At 69.7% G+C, this 18,865-nt stretch carries 14 protein-coding genes; 7 read left to right on the forward strand and 7 right to left on the reverse strand.

Features of this window, described 5'->3' with window-relative positions; genetic code table 11:
- Positions 1 to 17: 17 nt before the first annotated feature.
- Both ileS and ACFUPX_RS26990 read right to left on the reverse strand, forming a co-directional pair.
- Positions 18 to 3,167 carry an isoleucine--tRNA ligase gene (gene ileS, locus ACFUPX_RS26985; RefSeq protein ID WP_383328014.1) on the reverse strand — a complete coding sequence of 1,050 codons (3,150 nt, stop codon included), beginning with the start codon at positions 3,165 to 3,167 and terminating at the stop codon, positions 18 to 20.
- A gap of 366 nt (positions 3,168 to 3,533) precedes the next feature.
- Positions 3,534 to 3,725: a DUF1059 domain-containing protein gene (locus tag ACFUPX_RS26990; protein WP_383327836.1), complete on the reverse strand. Its 192-nt coding sequence runs from the start codon at positions 3,723 to 3,725 to the stop codon at positions 3,534 to 3,536.
- 329 nt (positions 3,726 to 4,054) lie between these two features.
- Between ACFUPX_RS26990 and ACFUPX_RS26995 the strand changes: the two genes are divergently transcribed.
- The 5 genes from ACFUPX_RS26995 (at position 4,055) to ACFUPX_RS27015 (ending at position 8,827) form a co-directional block, all read left to right on the forward strand.
- Positions 4,055 to 4,954 carry a TraR/DksA family transcriptional regulator gene (locus ACFUPX_RS26995; protein ID WP_383327839.1) on the forward strand — a complete coding sequence of 300 codons (900 nt, stop codon included), beginning with the start codon at positions 4,055 to 4,057 and terminating at the stop codon, positions 4,952 to 4,954.
- Positions 4,955 to 5,032: 78 nt separating this feature from the next.
- Entirely contained in the window at positions 5,033 to 5,629 is a 597-nt protein-coding gene (gene lspA, locus ACFUPX_RS27000) for a signal peptidase II (protein ID WP_383327842.1), read from the forward strand.
- Between the two features lie 62 nt (positions 5,630 to 5,691).
- Positions 5,692 to 6,633 carry an RluA family pseudouridine synthase gene (locus ACFUPX_RS27005; RefSeq protein ID WP_383327845.1) on the forward strand — a complete coding sequence of 314 codons (942 nt, stop codon included), beginning with the start codon at positions 5,692 to 5,694 and terminating at the stop codon, positions 6,631 to 6,633.
- Positions 6,630 to 7,136, forward strand: a complete 507-nt coding sequence (locus ACFUPX_RS27010) for a GNAT family N-acetyltransferase (RefSeq protein ID WP_383327848.1) — start codon at positions 6,630 to 6,632, stop codon at positions 7,134 to 7,136. The genes ACFUPX_RS27005 and ACFUPX_RS27010 overlap by 4 nt, the downstream gene beginning before the upstream one ends.
- A gap of 101 nt (positions 7,137 to 7,237) precedes the next feature.
- Entirely contained in the window at positions 7,238 to 8,827 is a 1,590-nt protein-coding gene (locus ACFUPX_RS27015; protein ID WP_383327851.1) for a Na+/H+ antiporter, read from the forward strand.
- Positions 8,828 to 8,841: 14 nt separating this feature from the next.
- On the opposite strand, the gene ACFUPX_RS27020 is transcribed toward ACFUPX_RS27015, so the two are convergent.
- Positions 8,842 to 9,933 carry a mechanosensitive ion channel family protein gene (locus ACFUPX_RS27020; protein ID WP_383327854.1) on the reverse strand — a complete coding sequence of 364 codons (1,092 nt, stop codon included), beginning with the start codon at positions 9,931 to 9,933 and terminating at the stop codon, positions 8,842 to 8,844.
- A 30-nt stretch (positions 9,934 to 9,963) separates the two neighbouring features.
- On the opposite strand from ACFUPX_RS27020, the gene ACFUPX_RS27025 reads away from it, so the two are divergent.
- Positions 9,964 to 10,533 (forward strand): dienelactone hydrolase family protein, encoded by a 570-nt coding sequence (locus tag ACFUPX_RS27025; RefSeq protein ID WP_383327857.1) that lies wholly within the window; start codon positions 9,964 to 9,966, stop codon positions 10,531 to 10,533.
- Positions 10,534 to 10,549: 16 nt separating this feature from the next.
- Here the strand turns inward: ACFUPX_RS27025 and ACFUPX_RS27030 are convergent, their stop codons facing one another.
- From ACFUPX_RS27030 to ACFUPX_RS27045, 4 genes are all read right to left on the reverse strand, one after another.
- Entirely contained in the window at positions 10,550 to 11,995 is a 1,446-nt protein-coding gene (locus ACFUPX_RS27030; RefSeq protein WP_383327860.1) for a serine/threonine-protein kinase, read from the reverse strand.
- A 99-nt stretch (positions 11,996 to 12,094) separates the two neighbouring features.
- A complete protein-coding gene (locus tag ACFUPX_RS27035; protein WP_383327863.1) occupies positions 12,095 to 12,913 on the reverse strand; it encodes a thioredoxin domain-containing protein in 819 nt (272 codons plus the stop codon).
- 44 nt (positions 12,914 to 12,957) lie between these two features.
- Entirely contained in the window at positions 12,958 to 13,647 is a 690-nt protein-coding gene (locus ACFUPX_RS27040; protein WP_383327866.1) for a hypothetical protein, read from the reverse strand.
- A 79-nt stretch (positions 13,648 to 13,726) separates the two neighbouring features.
- A complete protein-coding gene (locus tag ACFUPX_RS27045) occupies positions 13,727 to 15,055 on the reverse strand; it encodes a DUF2252 domain-containing protein (protein WP_383327869.1) in 1,329 nt (442 codons plus the stop codon).
- A gap of 190 nt (positions 15,056 to 15,245) precedes the next feature.
- On the opposite strand from ACFUPX_RS27045, the gene dnaE reads away from it, so the two are divergent.
- Positions 15,246 to 18,782, forward strand: a complete 3,537-nt coding sequence (gene dnaE, locus ACFUPX_RS27050; protein WP_383327872.1) for a DNA polymerase III subunit alpha — start codon at positions 15,246 to 15,248, stop codon at positions 18,780 to 18,782.
- Positions 18,783 to 18,865 lie beyond the last annotated feature (83 nt).

An 18,865-nucleotide genomic window follows, 5' to 3' on the forward strand; every position in this document is an offset into this window, starting at 1 on the left:
GGCCTTCGTCGATGCGCTTACGCCTTGCGGAGGCGGAACGTCAGGGACAGCGACTCGTCCGTGAACGTCTCGCCGTACGCGTCGTCGGCCTCGCCCTGTCCGAAGTCCGTGGCGAGCACCTCGTCCGCGATCAGCTCGGCGTGGTCGGACAGGGCCGTGATCACGGCCGGGTCCGTGGAGGTCCAGCGCAGGGCGATCCGGTCCGCGACGTCCAGGCCGCTGTTCTTGCGGGCCTCCTGGATCAGGCGGATCGCGTCACGGGCGAGGCCCGCCCTGCGCAGCTCCTCGGTGATCTCCAGGTCGAGGGCGACCGTGGCACCGGAGTCGGACGCCACCGACCAGCCCTCGCGCGGGGTCTCCGTGATGATGACCTCGTCCGGGGCCAGCGTGATCTTCTCGCCGTCGACCTCGACCGATGCCGTGCCCTCGCGCAGGGCCAGGGACAGCGCGGCAGCGTCCGCGTCGGCGACGGCCTTGGCGACCGCCTGGACGCCCTTGCCGAACCGCTTGCCCAGGGCGCGGAAGTTCGCCTTCGCGGTGGTGTCGACCAGTGAGCCGCCGACTTCGGAGAGCGACGCGAGCGAGGAGACGTTGAGCTCCTCGGTGATCTGGGCGTGCAGCTCCGGGTTGAGCGACTCGAAGCCGGTGGCCGCGATCAGGGCGCGGGACAGCGGCTGGCGGGTCTTGACGCCCGACTCCGCGCGCGTGGCGCGGCCCAGCTCCACCAGGCGGCGGACGAGCACCATCTGGCGCGACAGGTCCGGGTCGATCGCCGACAGGTCGGCTTCCGGCCAGGACGTCAGGTGGACCGACTCCGGTGCGTCCGGTGTGACCGTCACCACCAGGTCCTGCCAGACCCGCTCGGCGATGAACGGCGTCAGCGGGGCCATGAGGCGGGTGACCGTCTCCAGTACCTCGTGCAGGGTGCGCAGGGCCGCCTTGTCGCCCTGCCAGAAGCGGCGGCGGGAGCGGCGTACGTACCAGTTCGAGAGGTTGTCGACGAACGTGGACAGGAGCTTGCCCGCGCGCTGGGTGTCGTAGCCCTCCAGGGCCTGGGTGACCTGGTCGGTGAGCGCGTGCAGCTCGCTGAGCAGCCAGCGGTCCAGGAGCGGGCGCTCCGCGGGCGCCGGGTCGGCGTCGCTGGGGGCCCACTTCGACGTACGGGCGTACAGGGCCTGGAAGGCGACCGTGTTCCAGTACGTGAGGAGCGTCTTGCGGACGACCTCCTGGATGGTGCCGTGGCCCACGCGGCGTGCCGCCCACGGGGAGCCGCCGGCCGCCATGAACCAGCGCACGGCGTCGGCGCCGTGCTGGTCCATCAGCGGGATCGGGTCCAGGGTGTTGCCCAGGTGCTTGGACATCTTGCGGCCGTCCTCGGCGAGGATGTGGCCGAGGCAGACCACGTTCTCGTAGGACGACTTGTCGAAGACGAGCGTGCCGACCGCCATCAGCGTGTAGAACCAGCCGCGGGTCTGGTCGATGGCCTCCGAGATGAACTGCGCCGGGTACCGGCTCTCGAAGAGCTCCTTGTTCTTGTGCGGGTATCCCCACTGCGCGAACGGCATCGAACCGGAGTCGTACCAGGCGTCGATGACCTCGGGGACGCGCGTCGCGGTCTCCTGGCAGGTCGGGCAGGGGAAGGTCACCGCGTCGATGTACGGGCGGTGCGGGTCGAGCTCCGACTGGTCGGTGCCCGTCAGGTCGGAGAGCTCGGCGCGGGAGCCCACACAGGTCAAGTGGCCTTCCTCGCAGCGCCAGATGGGCAGCGGGGTGCCCCAGTAGCGGTTGCGGGAAAGGGCCCAGTCGACGTTGTTGGTCAGCCAGTCGCCGAAGCGGCCGTGCTTGACCGAGTCGGGGAACCAGTTGGTCTTCTCGTTCTCCTGGAGGAGGCGGTCCTTGATGGCCGTCGTGCGGATGTACCAGGACGGCTGCGCGTAATAGAGGAGCGCGGTGTGGCAGCGCCAGCAGTGCGGATAGCTGTGCTCGTACGGGATGTGCTTGAAGAGCAGACCGCGGTCCTGGAGGTCCGCGGTGAGCTTTTCGTCGGCCTTCTTGAAGAAGACACCGCCCACGAGCGGGACGTCCTCCTCGAAGGTGCCGTCGGGGCGCACGGGGTTCACGACCGGGAGGCCGTACGAGCGGCAGACCTTGAGGTCGTCCTCACCGAAGGCGGGGGACTGGTGGACCAGACCGGTGCCGTCCTCGGTGGTCACGTAGTCGGCGTTGACCACGTAGTGCGCGGGGGCGGGGAACTCCACCAGATCGAAGGGGCGCTGATAGGTCCAGCGCTCCATCTCGGCGCCGGTGAAGGTCTGGCCGGTGGCCACCCAGCCCTCGCCGAGCGCCTTCTCGAGGAGCGGCTCGGCGACGACGAGCTTCTCGGAATCCGCCGAGCCGTTCGTCGCGACGACGTACGTGACGTCCGGGTGCGCGGCGACCGCGGTGTTGGAGACGAGGGTCCACGGGGTGGTCGTCCACACCAGGAGGGCGGCCTCGCCCGCGAGGGGCCCGGAGGTGAGCGGGAAGCGGACGAAGACGGAGGGGTCGACGACCGTCTCGTAGCCCTGCGCCAGCTCGTGGTCGGAGAGGCCGGTGCCGCAGCGCGGGCACCAGGGGGCGACGCGGTGGTCCTGGACCAGGAGGTCCTTGTTGAAGATCTCCTTCAGGGACCACCACACCGAGTCGACGTACTCGGGGTTCATGGTGCGGTACGCGTCGTCCAGGTCGACCCAGTAGCCCATACGGGTCGTGAGGTCGGCGAAGGCGTCGGTGTGCCGGGTCACGGAGTCGCGGCACTTGGCGTTGAACTCGGCGATGCCGTACGCCTCGATGTCCTTCTTGCCGTTGAACCCGAGCTCCTTCTCGACCGCGAGCTCGACGGGCAGGCCGTGACAGTCCCAACCGGCCTTGCGGGCCACGTGATAACCCCGCATGGTGCGAAAGCGCGGGAAGACGTCCTTGAAGACGCGGGCCTCGATGTGGTGGGCGCCCGGCATGCCGTTGGCGGTGGGCGGGCCCTCGTAGAACACCCACTCGGGGCGCCCCTCGGACTGCTCCAGGCTCTTGTCGAAGATCTTCTGCTCGCGCCAGAAGTCGAGCACGGCGTGCTCGAGGGCGGGCAGGTCGACCTGGGCGGGCACCTGGCGGTACTGCGGCTGCGTGTGCAACGGCTGCGTGTTCAACGCGCTTCCTCCGGCGGACGATTCCGTTCCGTCGGAGGGACGAGAGCCGCTTGTCGCGCTCCCGCGGTACCACCCTCCTTGGCCTCCCTGACGCGTGTGGCGTCCGGGAAAGCCCCCTCATTGGGGTAGCGATACCGGGTCTACTGGCCGGCGGCGGGCCCGGGGGCCCACTGCCGGTGGTTCTTCCGGCGGCTCAGGGGTGATCTTCGCGTCGTGCCTGCCCCCGGGCTCACACCGTCCCCGGGTCGCTCATGGCCGCGTACGCCGCTACTCGTCCCCATCCACGCTTCTCGCTCCGGCCAGTGTACGGGGACGGGGTGCACGGGGCCGACCGGATTTCGGGGCGCCGCCTCAGGCGTGCTGGGGGACCTCGTCCCGCAGGGAGTCACGGACCATCTTCCGCAGCTCGGGGCTGTCGGTGTGCCCGTGGACGGACACGGCGTGCTCGCTGGCGGCGCGGACCACTTCTTCCTCCTCGCCGGAGATGGCGAGGGAGCAGTTGGTCTCGCTCGGGAATTCGCGGCAGTCGGCTGTTTTACGCATGACGCACCTTCTCCTGTCATGACTTATTTTATGCCTGATTTCTGCCTAGAAACGGTCTCCGGGCCGGTCTCGTCGAGGCCCCTTCGAGGACCCTTCGGGACCGGGCCGACTGACCCGAATGGCGACATGCGGAGCGCCCGGATCCTGGCCCCTCGCACCGGCCGGATTACCCGGCTGGGAGCTGGGCACAACGCATGCATGCTCGCCGCGCCGGACCCGTGGGGCGGGCGTACCTAGCGGCGTGCCCCGTTGCCGCGGGCCCTGAGTCGATTTATCGTCCCAGCACGATTTGCGCGAGCAAGATCACAATATGTGAAGGGGCCGCGGCCATGGTGGCGAAGAAGACCGCCGTACAGCATTCGGCGTCAGGCAGCACCACGGGCGCGGCCACAGGGCGCGAGGAGCCCACGGGCGAGAACGGCGCGGCCGGGAAGACCACGAAGAAGGCGGCGGCCAAGAAGGCCGTCGCCAAGAAGGCGGCCGTCAAGAAGGCCGTCGCCAAGAAGGCGGTCGCCAAGGTCGCCGACGCGGGCAAGAAGACACCGGCCGGGGATGCCTCCGCCAAGGAGGCCGCCGCGGCAGAGAAGGCTCCCGCCGCGAAGAAGGCCCCTCCGGCGAAGAAAGCCGCTCCGGCGAAGAAAACAGCTGCCAAGAAGAGCACGGCCAGGAAGAGCACGGCCAAGAAGACGGCCGCGACAGCGGCCGAGGGTGCGGCTCAGGCCGCGGAGACGACGGGAGCCACGACAGTGGTCACGAAGAAGACTCCGGGCACGGCGACGGCAGCGAAGAAGCCGACCGCGGTGCCCAAAGCGCGTGTCGCCGCCGCGGAGCCGGGCGAGCTGGCCGTCCGGCCCGGCGAGGACCCCTGGACCCCGGAGGAGGTCGCTGAGGCCCGAGCGGAGCTCCAGAGCGAGGCGCTGCGGCTCGGATCCGAGATCTCCTCCTCCGAGGACGCCCTCGCGGGTCTGATGCGGGACTCCGGGGACGGCGCGGGCGACGACGACGCGGACACCGGCACGAAGAACATCACGCGGGAACACGAGATGTCGCTGGCCGCCAACGCGCGCGAGATGCTCGAACAGACCGAGCGCGCCCTGGAGCGGCTCGACGCCGGTACGTACGGCATCTGCGAGAACTGCGGCAATCCCATCGGCAAGGCGCGCATGCAGGCCTTCCCTCGCGCGACCCTGTGCATGGACTGCAAGCAGAAGCAGGAACGACGCTACTGAACACGGCCTGACCACCTGCTCCCGCACGTGTGTGCATTACCCTCGTCCCCAGTCAGGTACCTAGGTCGAGGGACTCACGTGGCAGAGGCGGAGCGCATCATCGGTACGCCGGACAACCCTGAGGCGGCGGGGCAGGACGAGAAGGCTTCGTCCGACGAGCAGGTCTCGCCGGACGAGCAGCGGCCCAAGGGCAAGCGCAAGATCCTCGTCCTGTTCGCGGTGGCCGTGCTCGCGTACGCCCTGGACCTCGTCACCAAGATGATCGTCGTCGCGAAGCTGGAGCACCACGAGCCGATCGAGATCATCGGTGACCTGCTGCAGTTCAACGCCATCCGGAACGCGGGCGCGGCCTTCGGGATGGGTGAGGCCTTCACCGTCATCTTCACCTGCATCGCGGCGGCCGTGATCGTGGTGATCGTCCGCCTGGCCCGCAAGCTCTACAGCCTGCCGTGGGCGATCGCCCTCGGCATGCTGCTCGGCGGCGCCCTGGGCAACCTCACCGACCGGATCTTCCGTGCTCCCGGAGTGTTCGAGGGAGCGGTGGTCGACTTCATCGCGCCGAAGGGCTTCGCGGTGTTCAACCTCGCGGACTCGGCGATCGTGTGCGGCGGCTTCCTGATCGTGATTCTCTCCTTCCGCGGCCTGGACCCGGACGGGACCGTCCACAAGGACTGAGCAGGGTTCCGGGCGGGGGCTCGTGGTGCGGGAGTGTCGGTGGCCTCCTGCATACTCAATGGGTGAGCACGATTCCCGAGATCCGTACCCTGCCCGTGCCGGACGGCCTGGAGGGCGAGCGCGTCGACGCCGCCATCTCTCGCATGTTCGGTTTTTCCCGCACGAAGGCCGCCGAGCTGGCGGCGGCAGGCAAGGTGATGGTCGACGGCAGCGTGGTCGGCAAGTCCGAGCGTGTGCACGGCGGCGCCTGGCTGGAGGTGGAGATGCCGCAGGCGCCCGCTCCGGTGCAGATCGTCGCCGAGCCCGTCGAGGGCATGGAGATCATCCATGACGACGACGACATCCTCGTGATCGTCAAGCCGGTCGGCGTGGCCGCGCACCCGAGCCCCGGCTGGACCGGCACCACGGTGATCGGTGGCCTCGCGGCCGCCGGGTACCGCATCTCGACCTCCGGAGCCGCCGAGCGCCAGGGCATCGTGCACCGCCTCGACGTGGGCACCTCCGGTCTGATGACGGTCGCCAAGTCGGAGCGCGCGTACACCTCCCTGAAGCGGCAGTTCAAGGAGCGCACGGTCGACAAGCGTTACAACGCGCTGGTGCAGGGCCACCCCGACCCGATGAGCGGCACGATCGACGCCCCCATCGGGCGCCACCCGAACCACGACTACAAGTGGGCGGTCACGGCCGAGGGCAAGCCCTCCGTCACGCACTACGACCTCATCGAGGCGTTCCGCGCGGCCTCGCTGCTCGACATCAAGCTGGAGACGGGGCGCACGCACCAGATCCGCGTGCACATGGCGGCCCACCGCCACCCGTGCGTGGGCGACCTGACGTACGGCGCCGACCCGACGTTCGCCAAGCGGCTCGGCCTCACCCGCCAGTGGCTGCACGCGGTGCGGCTCGGCTTCGAGCACCCCGGTGACGGGCAGTGGGTGGAGTTCGAGAGCACCTACCCGGACGACCTCCAGCAGGCCCTCGACCGGGTGCGGGCCGAGAGCGAATGAGCACCGGGGTCAGCTGCCGGGTAGCGGCCGAAGCCGACGACCTGGAGGCCTGCTTCAGGGTCCGCAAGGAAGTCTTCGTCGTCGAGCAGCAGGTCCCCGAGGATCTTGAGTACGACGCGTACGACGCCGGGGCCGTGCACGTGCTCGCGGTCCGCGAGGACGGGCTGCCGCTGGGCACGGGCCGCCTGCTGTCCGGCGCCGCCGCCGCGGCGAAGAACGGCGGAGACCCCGACGTGGGCGCGCTCGGCCGGCTCGCGGTGACGCGGGCCGCGCGCGGACTCGGAGTCGGTGCGGCCCTGGTGCGGGCGATCGAGGACGCGGCACGCGCGCGTGGCCTCACCGCGATCGACCTGCACGCGCAGACGCACGCGCTGGGGTTCTACGAACGGCTGGGGTACGTCGTCTACGGCCCCGAGTTCCCGGACGCGGGCATCCCGCACCGGGCGATGCGCAAGCCGCTGGACCAAGGCGCTGTCTCTCCGCCCGGCTCTCCTGGCGCGTAAGGGCTCCGAGGGGCATTGGCCCGGTTCGCGGTGAATGCGTGGCAGGGTTGAGGTCTTGATCGTCCCAGCCTCGAACTGTCTCAACCGCCAAAGGACGCACCGTGGATCAACTGGCGCTGCTGCTCGTCCTTCTGCTCGGCGCCGTCGTGACGGTGCCGCTGGGGGACCGGCTCGGGCTGCCCGCGCCCGTGCTCATGACGCTGGCCGGGATCGTTCTCGCCTTCGTCAGCTGGGTCCCGAACGTCGAGCTCCCGCCCGACTACATCCTCCCGCTGGTCCTTCCCCCCTTGCTGTACGCGTCCGTCCAGCGCACCTCCTGGCGGCAGTTCGCGGCCAACAGACGCCCCATCTTCCTGCTCGCCGTGGCCCTCGTCTTCGTCACGACGGCCGCGGTCGCCGCCATCGCCAACTCGGTCGTACCCGGGCTGCCGATCGCCGCCGCCGTGGCGCTCGGCGCGCTCGTGGCGCCGCCCGACCCGGTCGCCGCGACCGCCGTCGCCGGATCGCTCGGGCTGCCGCGGCGGCTCGTGTCGATCCTGGAGGGGGAGGGCCTCTTCAACGACGTCACGGCGATCGTGCTCTACCACGTGGCGATCGCGGCGGCGGTGAGCGGAACGTTCTCGTGGCCTTCGGCGGTGGGGCAGCTGGTGCTCTCCGCGGTGGTCGCCGTCGCCATAGGGCTGGCGCTGGGCTGGCTCACCAACAAGCTCATGGGGCTGCTCGGCGAGGCCACCCTGCAGACCGGCCTGACGCTGCTCGTGCCCTTCGTGAGCTACGTCCTGGCCGAGGAGCTGATGGGCTCCGGAGTCCTCGCCGTACTGACCACCGCGCTCTACCTCGCGGAGCACGCCGCCGACGCCGACGACGTGCTCGGGCGGATCACCGGGCAGACGTTCTGGCAGATCGTCGACACCCTGGTCACCGGCGTCGCCTTCGGCCTCATCGGGCTCGAACTGCACAACGTCTTCGGCACGGCGAGCGGCCGTGAGGGGCAGATGATCGGCTGGGGAGCGGCGGTCGTCGCGGTCGTCATCGGCGTACGCCTGATGTGGCTGCTGCCCGCGACCTGGCTCGCCAAGCGGCTGCACAAGCTGCGGGACATCGACGAGGAGATCCCGACGACCTGGCGCGAGACCGTGGTCATGTGGTGGTCCGGGATGCGCGGCGTGGCATCGGTCGCCCTCGCGCTCGCCATTCCGCTGAAGACGGAGAACGGGGATCCCTTCCCGGCCCGTGACGAGATCATCTTCATCGCCTTCTGCGTCATCATGGCGACCCTCGTCGTCCAGGGGCTCACGCTGCCCTGGCTGGTGCGCAAGCTCGGGGTGCGCGCGGACACCGACGTCGAGCGGGCCATCGAGCGGGACCTCGCCATCCGGGCGGCCAAGGCGGCCAAGCGCCGCCTCAAGGAGATCGAAGAGGTCGAGGAGCTCCCGGAGGACCTCTCGGAGCGGCTGCTGCGCGGGGCCTTCGACATCGGGGCCAGGATCAGCCCCGACATCGTCGACGACGAACGGCGCGAGCGGTACTCCAAGCGCGCCGACCGCCTCAAGGCGGTCCAGCGCATCCAGCGCGACATGATGTCGGCCGCCCGCCACGAGATCCTCGCCGCGCGCAGCGAACCCGGCGCCGATCCCGAGATCGTCGACCGGGTCCTGCACCAGCTGGACGTACGCAGCCTGCGGTCCTGACCGGGGAGCGGGGTTCAGCCCCGGCCGGTGCGCGGCACGATCGGCGGGGGCGGATGCGGGGGCTCGTCCTGGGGCGGCAGTTCGGCCCAGGCCGTGTTGACCCGTGGCAGCGCGTACGCGTGGTGCTCGGTCAGCCAGCGGATCAGGTGCTCGCGCACGGTGACCCGCACCGTCCAGATGTCGTCGGCGTCCTTGGCGGTGACCAGGGCGCGGACCTGGATCGTGTTCGGCGTCGTGTCCGTGACCGCAAGGCCCCAGTCCCTGCCGTCCCAGGAGGCGCACTCGCGCAGGATGTCCTGGAGCTTCTCCCGCATCTGCGTGATGGGCGCCGTGTGGTCCAGCTGGAAGAAGACCGTGCCGGTCATCTGGGAGCCGCCGCGCGACCAGTTCTCGAAGGGCTGCGAGACGAAGTACGACACCGGCATCGTGATCCGGCGCTCGTCCCAGGTCCGCACGGCGAGGAAGGTCAGCGTGATCTCGTCGACCGTGCCCCACTCGCCGTCCACGACGACGGTGTCGCCGATCCGCACCATGTCGCCGAAGGCGATCTGCAGCCCGGCGAAGAGATTGGACAGCGTGGACTGGGCGGCGACACCGGCGACGATGCCCAGTACGCCGGCGGACGCGAGCAGCGAGGTCCCGGCCGCCTGCATGGCGGGGAACGTCAGGAGCATCGCCCCGACGGCCACGACGCCGACGACCGCGGTGACCACCCGCTGGATGAGGGTGACCTGCGTACGCACCCTGCGGACGCGGGCCGGATCGCGGTGGGCGCCGGCATAGCGGGAGTAGGTCGCCTCGACGACGGCCGTCGCGATGCGGACGAGGAGCCAGGCCACCGACCCGATGAGCACCAGGGTCAAGGTCTGCGCGATACCCGCGGAATGGTCCTTGGCGATCTTGGCCTGTTCGAACGAGCCGCGCAGCAGTGCGGCACAGAGGGACAGTTGGAGTGGCAGCCGGCAGCGGCGCAGCAGACCCCACAGTGGGTTGTCGGGGTGGCGGTCATCGGTCCGGCGCAGCAGCACATCGGCCAGCCAAACCACGGCCAGCGTGAGCACGACCGAGCCGCCGACCACGATCAACGGACGCAGTACGTTCTCCATGCCCCCGAGGGTAGGTGGCACGATGGCCTCATGAACATCATGCTTTTCCACTCGACGTACGGGCTGCGGCCCGCGGTGCACGCGGCGGCCGACCGGCTGCGCGCCGAGGGACACGAGGTGACGACGCCCGATCTGTTCGAAGGGCGCACCTTCGCCACCGTCGAGGAAGGCATGGCCTTCAGGGACGAGCTCGGCAAGGAGGAGCTCCTGAAGCGGGCGATTCTGGCCGCCGCGCCCTACTCCGAGCGGGGTCTGGTCTACGCCGGGTTCTCCTTCGGCGCCGCCACCGCGCAGACCCTCGCCCTCGGCGACGACAAGGCCCGCGGTCTGCTGCTCCTGCACGGCACGTCCGACATCGCGGAGAACGCGACGGCGGACGAGCTGCCGGTGCAGCTGCACGTCGCCGAGCCGGACCCGTTCGAGACGGACGACTGGCTGAGCGCGTGGTACCTCCAGATGGGGCGGACCGGGGCCGACGTCGAGGTCTACCGCTACGCCGGGGCCGGTCACCTCTACACCGACCCCGACCTGGACGACTACGACGCCGAGGCCGCCGAGGCGACCTGGCGGACGGCGATCGGCTTCCTGGAGACCCTCTAGCCGCTGCCGCGACGGCTCAGGGGCGCGTGCAGCGGCCCACCGGGGCGCTCGCGGGCGGCTTGCACTGCAGGCCGTAGTCGCCGCCGCTGGAGCTGAGGTACCGCCCGACGCATTCGTCGCCGGCCGTCCTGCCGCGCTCGGCGCAGAACCGCAGGGCGGCGCGGCCGTCCGCGAAGGGCCCGGGAGCGTAGATCACCCAGAAGCCCGGCCGCAGCGAGGCGTAGTCGTCCGTGCGCAGATACCGCGCCTCCGGCACGTCCTCGCGCACGGCCGCCAGCCTGCGGTCACGAACTGCCGTGCCGGAGCCGACCGGCTCGGAGAAGAGCTGGGCCATCCAGCTGCCCGACGCGGCCGGGGCGTCGGGGGAGCCGTCCGGGCTCTCGGGTTTCCTCACGGCCTCCGGTGACGCCTTGGGTGAGGCCGCGGAGGTGCTCCCGCCGCCCTTGCCCTCGTCTCGGCCCGTCCCCGTCCCGTCCCGCAGCGCGAGCACCAGCGCGGCGCCGGCCGCCAGGGCGAGCACCACGGAGACCGCCGCGACGATCATCGGCGTACGTCTTCGGGGCTCGGCGGGCTGCGGCCCCGCCGTGACGGCGGGCCGCGCCGAAGCCTGCGTCGGCTGCCAGGAGGTCCCGTCCGCCACGGCGGCGAGCATCGCGTCCAGGCGCTCCGCGTCCGGGCGCAGCGCCGGATCCCGTACGAGCAAGGCGCTCAGGACCGGCGTGAGGGGACCGGAGCGTACCGGGGGCGGCACCGGGTCGTCGAGCACCGCGGCGAGCGTGGCGAGCGTCGTGGCCCTGCGCAGCGGGCTGACGCCCTCCACGGCGAGGTAGAGGACGAGGCCGAGCGACCAGAGGTCGCCCGCCGGGCCCTCGCCCGTGCCGCGGATGCGCTCGGGCGCGATGTACTCCGGGGAGCCGATCAGGTCGCCGGTCGCGGTGAGCTGCGTGGAGCCCTGCAGCGAGGCGATGCCGAAGTCCGTGAGGACGACGGAGACGCCCGGGCCGCCGGGGGTCTCACCCCGCAGCAGTACGTTGGCGGGCTTCACGTCCCGGTGCAGGATGCCCGCCGCGTGGGCGACGCGCAGCGCCGAGAGCAGCTCGCGGCCGAGGCGCGCCGCCTCGCGCGGCGCCAGCGTGCCCTGCTCCAGGAGGTCCTGGAGCGTGCGGCCCGGCAGCAGCTCCATCACCAGCCAGGGATGCGGGCCCGTGTCCACGATGTGATGGATCGTCACCACATGCGGGTGGTTGAGCCGGGCGAGCGCCCTGGCCTCGCGCAGCACCCGCTCCCGCAGGACGCGCGACTGCTCGCCCGTGAGGTCCCGCTCCGCGGGCCGTACCTCCTTGACGGCGACCTCGCGGTGCAGCACGGTGTCGCGCGCCCGCCACACCGTGCCCATGCCCCCGCTGCCGAGCCGCTCCAGCAGCTCGAAGCGCCCGTCCACCACGTCCCCCTGGCCACTCATGTCACCAGCGTAGAGGGCGGTACGAGGCGAAAGAGCGGGCGAACCGTGAAACGTTCGCCCGCTCTTGGCCTGCCGCTCGGCGTGCGGCCTTCGGTCCGGTCAGCCCTTGAGCGCCGCGTCGATGGCCGTCTTGTAGTCCTCGACCGTCGAGGGCGCGTTCTTCTTGTCGGAGCCGGTCAGCTTCTTGCCGTCCATGACGAAGGAGGGGGTGCCGTCGACGCCGTCCTTGTTGTCGTCGAACTTCTTCGACATCTCAAGGGCCCAGCGGTCGTACGTGCCGTCCTTGACGTCCTTCGCGAAGGTCTTGCTCTTCTTGAGCTCGGGGACCTCGTTCGCGATCTTGGTCAGAACCGAGTCGTCCGCGAACTTGTCGTCCGTCTCGGTGGGGTGGTTCTCCTTGGAGAACAGGGCCTTCTTGTAGTCGAGGAAGGCCTGGTCGCTCACGTTCAGGGCGGCGCCGAGCGCGCTGAGCGCGTTCTTGGAGCCCTCGCCGCTGAGGTTGCCGTCGAGGAACGTGGCACCGATGAACTCGATCTTGTACTTGCCGTCCTTCAGGTCCTTCTCGACCGTCGGGCCGACCGTCTGCTCGAAGCTGGCGCAGACCGGGCAGCGCGCGTCCTCGTAGACCTTGAGGGTCTTCTTGGCGCTGTCCTTGCCCAGGGTGACGGTCGTGCCGTCGGTGCCCGAGGAGTTCGCCGGCTTGACCAGCTTCTCGTCCTTGGCGGCGTCCCAGTGGCCGGGCTTGTTGGACTGCATGACGGCGTAACCGACGCCGCCGGCGATCGCGAGGACCGCGACGACGGAGACGCCGACGATCAGCGAACGCTTGCGCTTCTCGCGCTTGCGCTCGGCTTCCTGCTGGGCGCGGATCCGCTCGCGGGCCGCCGACTTGGCCGCCTGGCTGTTGCGCTTGCTCATGATGATGTTCTCCGTAGGGGTGACATGCGTGGGGACGGTGGTGCTCAGGCGAAGACGGCCGAGCACGGCGGTCCACGCCGTCCCACGAAGTGCACGAGAAGCCGCGTACGCGCGCTCCGGGCCCGGGGCGCGGTGCGCGGGGCGCGGCGCGGCGGCCGAAGGCCGATGCCCACCGCGGCGACCGCGACGAGCAGCGGCCGGAAGGTGGCGGCGGCCACCGCGCGCAGGACCTGGGCCAGGGCGCGCTCGCCGCGCCGCAGCCAGGCCGCCGCGAGCAGGCCGACCCCGATGTGCGCGCCGAGCAGCAGCCAGGCGGTGCCCGGGTCCGCGTCGGCGAGCAGCACGGCGGCGGCGCGGTGTCCGTCGCCGCCGGTCATCTGCGCCAGTGGCGTACCGACGCTGCCGCCGCCGCACAGCACGTCGAAGCCGACGGAGCGCAGCGGGCCCGCGACGGGGCCGCCCGCCTGGCCGTAACAGACGTGCTGGCCCGTGGTGAACACCGTGTCGGCGGCCAGTTCCAGGGGGATCAGCAGGGCGGCGATCCGGCCGTATCCGCGCTCGCGTCCCGCCAGGGCGTACGCGATGACGAAGACCGCGGCGGCGATCACCGCGACGGTGGTCAGCGGCAGCGGCGCCCGGGACAGCAGGACGTGCGACGCGGCGGAGAGCGTCACGACGAGCGTCGTGAAGAGCGCCGCGCGCACGGCTCTGAGCTGGGTCCCGGATATGTCCATCGCGAAGCCGAGTGTGCCATGTGCTCCCGTAAGGCAGCCCTAAAGGGTGCCTATGAGTCGCACGGCGTCGTCTTCGTGCCTACAGCCCCGGAATCCGGCCGTTGCGGAACAGGTCGACGAAGATCTGGTGGTCCTTGCGGGCCCGCGCGCCGTACTCGTGCGCGAAGTCCACGAGGAGGTCGCCGAAGCCCTCTTCGTCCGCCGCGATGGCGGCGTCGATCGCGCGCTCCGTGGAGAACGGCACCAGGTCCGAGTGGCCGCTCTCGTCGTCCGCGGCCGAGTGCATCGTGGCGGTGGCGCGGCCCAGGTCGGCGATGACCGCGGCGATCTCCTCCCAGTCGTCGATGTCCGACCAGTCCAGGTCCACGGCGTACGGAGAGACCTCGGCGACCAGCTGCCCGGAGCCGTCCAGCTCCGTCCAGCCGAGCCACGGGTCCGCGTGCGCCTGGAGCGCGCGCTGCGAGATGACCGTGCGGTGGCCTTCGTGCTGGAAGTAGTCACGGGCCGTGCCGTCGGTGATGTGGCGCGATACGGCCGGGGTCTGGGCCTGCTTGAGGTAGATCACGACGTCGTTCTCCAACGCGTCGCTGTTGCCCTCCAGGAGGATGTTGTACGAAGGCAGGCCCGCGGAGCCGATGCCGATGCCGCGGCGTCCGACGACGTCCTTCACCCGGTACGAGTCGGGGCGGGTGAGGGAGGACTCGGGCAGCGTCTCCAGATAGCCGTCGAAGGCGGCGAGGACCTTGTAGCGAGTGGCCGCGTCGAGCTCGATGGAACCGCCGCCCGGGGCGAAGCGGCGCTCGAAGTCGCGGATCTCCGTCATGGACTCCAGGAGCCCGAAGCGGGTCAGCGAGCGCGCGTCGCGCAGCGCGTCCAGGAGCGGGCCCTGGGCGGTGTCCAGGGTGAAGGGCGGCACCTCGTCGCTCTTGGCGCCGGTGGCCAGGTCGTGGATCCGCTCGCGGTAGGCCGCCGCGTAGATCCGCACCAGGTCGGTGATCTGTTCGTCGCTGAGCGCCTTCGTGTACCCGATCAGGGCCGCGGAGGCGGCGAAGCGCTTCAGGTCCCAGGTGAAGGGGCCCACGTACGCCTCGTCGAAGTCGTTCACGTTGAAGATCAGACGGCCCTGGGCGTCCATGTACGTGCCGAAGTTCTCCGCGTGCAGGTCGCCGTGGATCCACACCCGTCCCGTGCGCTCGTCCAGGTAGGGACCGCCGTGCTGCTCGCGCTCCAGGTCCCCGTAGAAGAGGCAGGCCGTACCGCGGTAGAACGCGAAGGCGGAGGCGGCCATCTTCCGGAACTTCACCCGGAACGCGGCGGGGTCCGCTGCGAGCAGCTCGCCGAACGCGGTGTCGAAGACGGAGAGGATCTGCTCGCCGCGCTGCTCAGCGGTGGGCTGCGGTTCCGACATCGCGGGGTGCCTCCAGGTAACAGGTGGTGCCAGGTCGTGCATGACATTTGGGACAGGCGTTCCGACCTGTCCAACGCACGACGGTACCCCCGAGTGCCCGTCGCTTGTCAGTGCTCCGGATTAGACTTCCACGCTGTCCCCCCAGACTGCCCGCAGTCGGTTGCCCGATGTTCTTTGGAGGCCTCCCGTCGTGACCAAGCCGCCCTTTACGCACCTCCATGTCCACACCCAGTACTCGCTGCTGGACGGTGCCGCGCGGCTGAAGGACATGTTCAACGCCTGTAATGAGATGGGCATGACGCATATCGCCATGTCCGACCACGGCAACCTGCACGGGGCGTACGACTTCTTCCACTCGGCGCAGAAGGCGGGCGTCACGCCGATCATCGGCATCGAGGCCTATGTGGCCCCGGAGTCCCGGCGCAACAAGCGGAAGATCAAGTGGGGCCAGCCGCACCAGAAGCGTGACGACGTGTCCGGTTCGGGTGGTTACACGCACAAGACGATCTGGGCGGCGAACAGCACCGGTCTGCACAATCTCTTCCGGCTCTCCTCGGACGCGTACTCGGAAGGCTGGCTGCAGAAGTGGCCGCGCATGGACAAGGAGACGATCTCCCAGTGGTCGGAGGGCCTGATCGCCTCCACCGGGTGTCCCTCCGGGGAGCTCCAGACCCGCCTGCGCCTCGGCCAGTACGAGGAGGCCCGCAAGGCGGCGGGCGAGTACCAGGACATCTTCGGCAAGGACCGCTATTTCCTGGAGCTGATGGACCACGGCATCGACATCGAGCGCCGGGTCCGCGACGACCTGCTGAAGATCGGCAAGGAGCTGGGCATCCCGCCCCTGGTCACGAACGACTCGCACTACACGTACGCGCACGAGTCGACCGCTCACGACGCCCTGCTCTGCATCCAGACCGGCAAGAACCTCTCGGACCCGGACCGCTTCCGCTTCGACGGCACCGGCTACTACCTGAAGTCCACGGACGAGATGTACGCCATCGACTCCTCGGACGCCTGGCAGGAGGGCTGCCGCAACACGCTGCTGGTGGCCGAGCAGATCGACACCACCGGGATGTTCGAGAAGCGCGACCTCATGCCCAAGTTCGATATCCCGGACGGCTTCACCGAAGTCACCTGGTTCCAGGAGGAGGTCCGGGTCGGCATGGGCCGCCGCTACCCGGACGGTGTCCCCGACGACCGGCAGAAGCAGGCCGAGTACGAGATGGACATCATCATCCAGATGGGGTTCCCCGGGTACTTCCTCGTGGTCGCCGACTTCATCATGTGGGCCAAGAACAACGGCATCGCGGTGGGACCGGGCCGAGGCTCCGCGGCCGGCTCGATCGTCGCGTACGCCATGGGCATCACCGACCTCGACCCGATCACGCACGGACTGATCTTCGAGCGGTTCCTCAACCCCGAGCGCGTCTCCATGCCCGATGTCGACATCGACTTCGACGAGCGCAGGCGCGTCGAAGTGATCCGGTACGTGACCGAGAAGTACGGCGCCGACAAGGTCGCCATGATCGGCACGTACGGAAAGATCAAGGCGAAGAACGCCATCAAGGACTCCGCGCGCGTGCTCGGATATCCGTACGCGATGGGCGACCGCCTCACCAAGGCGATGCCCGCCGACGTCCTCGGCAAGGGCATCGACCTCTCCGGCATCACCGACACCAAGCACCCCCGCTACAGCGAGGCGGGCGAGATCCGGGGGATGTACGAGAACGAACCGGACGTGAAGAAGGTCATCGACACCGCCAAGGGCGTCGAGGGCCTGGTCCGGCAGATGGGTGTGCACGCGGCCGGCGTCATCATGTCCAGCGAGCCGATCGTCGACCACGCCCCGCTCTGGACGCGGCACACGGACGGCGTCACCATCACGCAGTGGGACTACCCCCAGTGCGAGTCGCTCGGCCTGCTCAAGATGGACTTCCTGGGCCTGCGAAACCTCACCATCATGGACGACGCCGTCAAGATGGTGCGGGCGGGCAAGGGCATCGACCTGGAGATGCTCTCGCTGCCGCTGGACGACCCCAAGACCTTCGAACTGCTCTGCCGCGGTGACACCCTCGGTGTCTTCCAGTTCGACGGCGGCCCGATGCGTTCGCTGCTCCGCCAGATGCAGCCCGACAACTTCGAGGACATTTCCGCCGTCTCGGCCCTGTACCGGCCGGGCCCGATGGGCATGAACTCGCACATCAACTACGCGGAGCGCAAGAACGGCCGCCAGGAGATCACGCCGATCCACCCGGAGCTCGAAGAGCCCCTGAAGGAGACGCTCGGCCTGACCTACGGCCTCATCGTGTACCAGGAGCAGGTGCAGAAGGCCGCGCAGATCATCGCCGGCTACTCGCTCGGTGAAGCCGACATCCTGCGCCGCGTGATGGGCAAGAAGAAGCCCGACGAGCTGGCGAAGAACTTCGTCCTCTTCCAGGAGGGAGCGAAGAAGAACGGCTTCTCGGACGCCGCGATCCAGGCCCTGTGGGACGTCCTGGTGCCCTTCGCCGGATACGCGTTCAACAAGGCGCACTCCTCCGCGTACGGCCTCGTCACGTACTGGACCGCCTACCTCAAGGCGAACTACCCCGCCGAGTACATGGCGGCGCTGCTCACCTCGGTCAAGGACGACAAGGACAAGTCGGCCGTCTACCTCAACGAGTGCCGGCGCATGGGCATCAAGGTGCTCCCGCCGAACGTGAACGAGTCCGTGCACAACTTCGCCGCGCAGGGCGACGACGTGATCCTCTTCGGCCTGGAAGCGGTCCGCAACGTCGGTACGAACGTGGTCGAGTCGATCGTCCGCTCGCGCAAGGCCAAGGGGAAGTTCGCCTCGTTCCCCGACTACCTCGACAAGGTCGAGGCCGCCGCCTGCAACAAGCGGACCACGGAGTCTCTGATCAAGGCGGGCGCCTTCGACACCATGGGGCACACCCGCAAGGGCCTGACCGCTCAGTACGAGCCGATGATCGACAACGTCGTGCAGGTCAAGCGCAAGGAGGCGGAAGGGCAGTTCGACCTCTTCGGCGGGGGCGACGAGGGCGGCGACGAGCCGGGCTTCGGGCTCGACGTGGAGTTCTCCACCGACGAGTGGGAAAAGACGTATCTGCTCGCCCAGGAGCGGGAGATGCTCGGTCTGTACGTCTCCGACCACCCGCTCTTCGGCCTGGAGCACGTCCTGTCCGACAAGGCGGACGCGGGCATCGGGCAACTCACCGGCGGTGACTACTCGGACGGCTCGATCGTCACCATCGGCGGCATCATCTCCGGCCTCCAGCGCAAGATGACCAAGCAGGGCAACGCCTGGGCGATCGCCACGGTCGAGGACCTCGCGGGCTCCATCGAGTGCATGTTCTTCCCGGCGACCTATCAGCTGGTCTCGACCCAACTCGTCGAGGACGCGGTGGTGTTCGTCAAGGGCCGCCTCGACAAGCGCGAGGACGTGCCGCGCCTGGTCGCGATGGAGATGCAGGTCCCCGACCTGTCGAACGCGGGCACCAACGCGCCCGTCCTGATCACCATCCCGACGGTGAAGGTGACCCCGCCGATGGTCACCCGCCTCGGCGAGATCCTCAGCCACCACCGGGGCAACAGCGAGGTGCGGATCAAGCTCCAGGGGTCGCAGAAGACCACGGTGCTGCGGCTCGACCGCCACCGGGTGCAGCCGGATCCCGCCCTTTTCGGTGACCTGAAGGTGCTGCTCGGCGCGTCCTGTCTGGCCGGATAGGCCGGGTACGTCGCACCCGTCTGACGTCTGTCCGACAGCTATGTGAAGGGGCGCACCCGGAAGTCCGGGTGCGCCCCTTCACG

It is taken from the genome of Streptomyces sp. NPDC057302, from assembly GCF_042667685.1.
Lineage (GTDB): Bacteria > Actinomycetota > Actinomycetes > Streptomycetales > Streptomycetaceae > Streptomyces.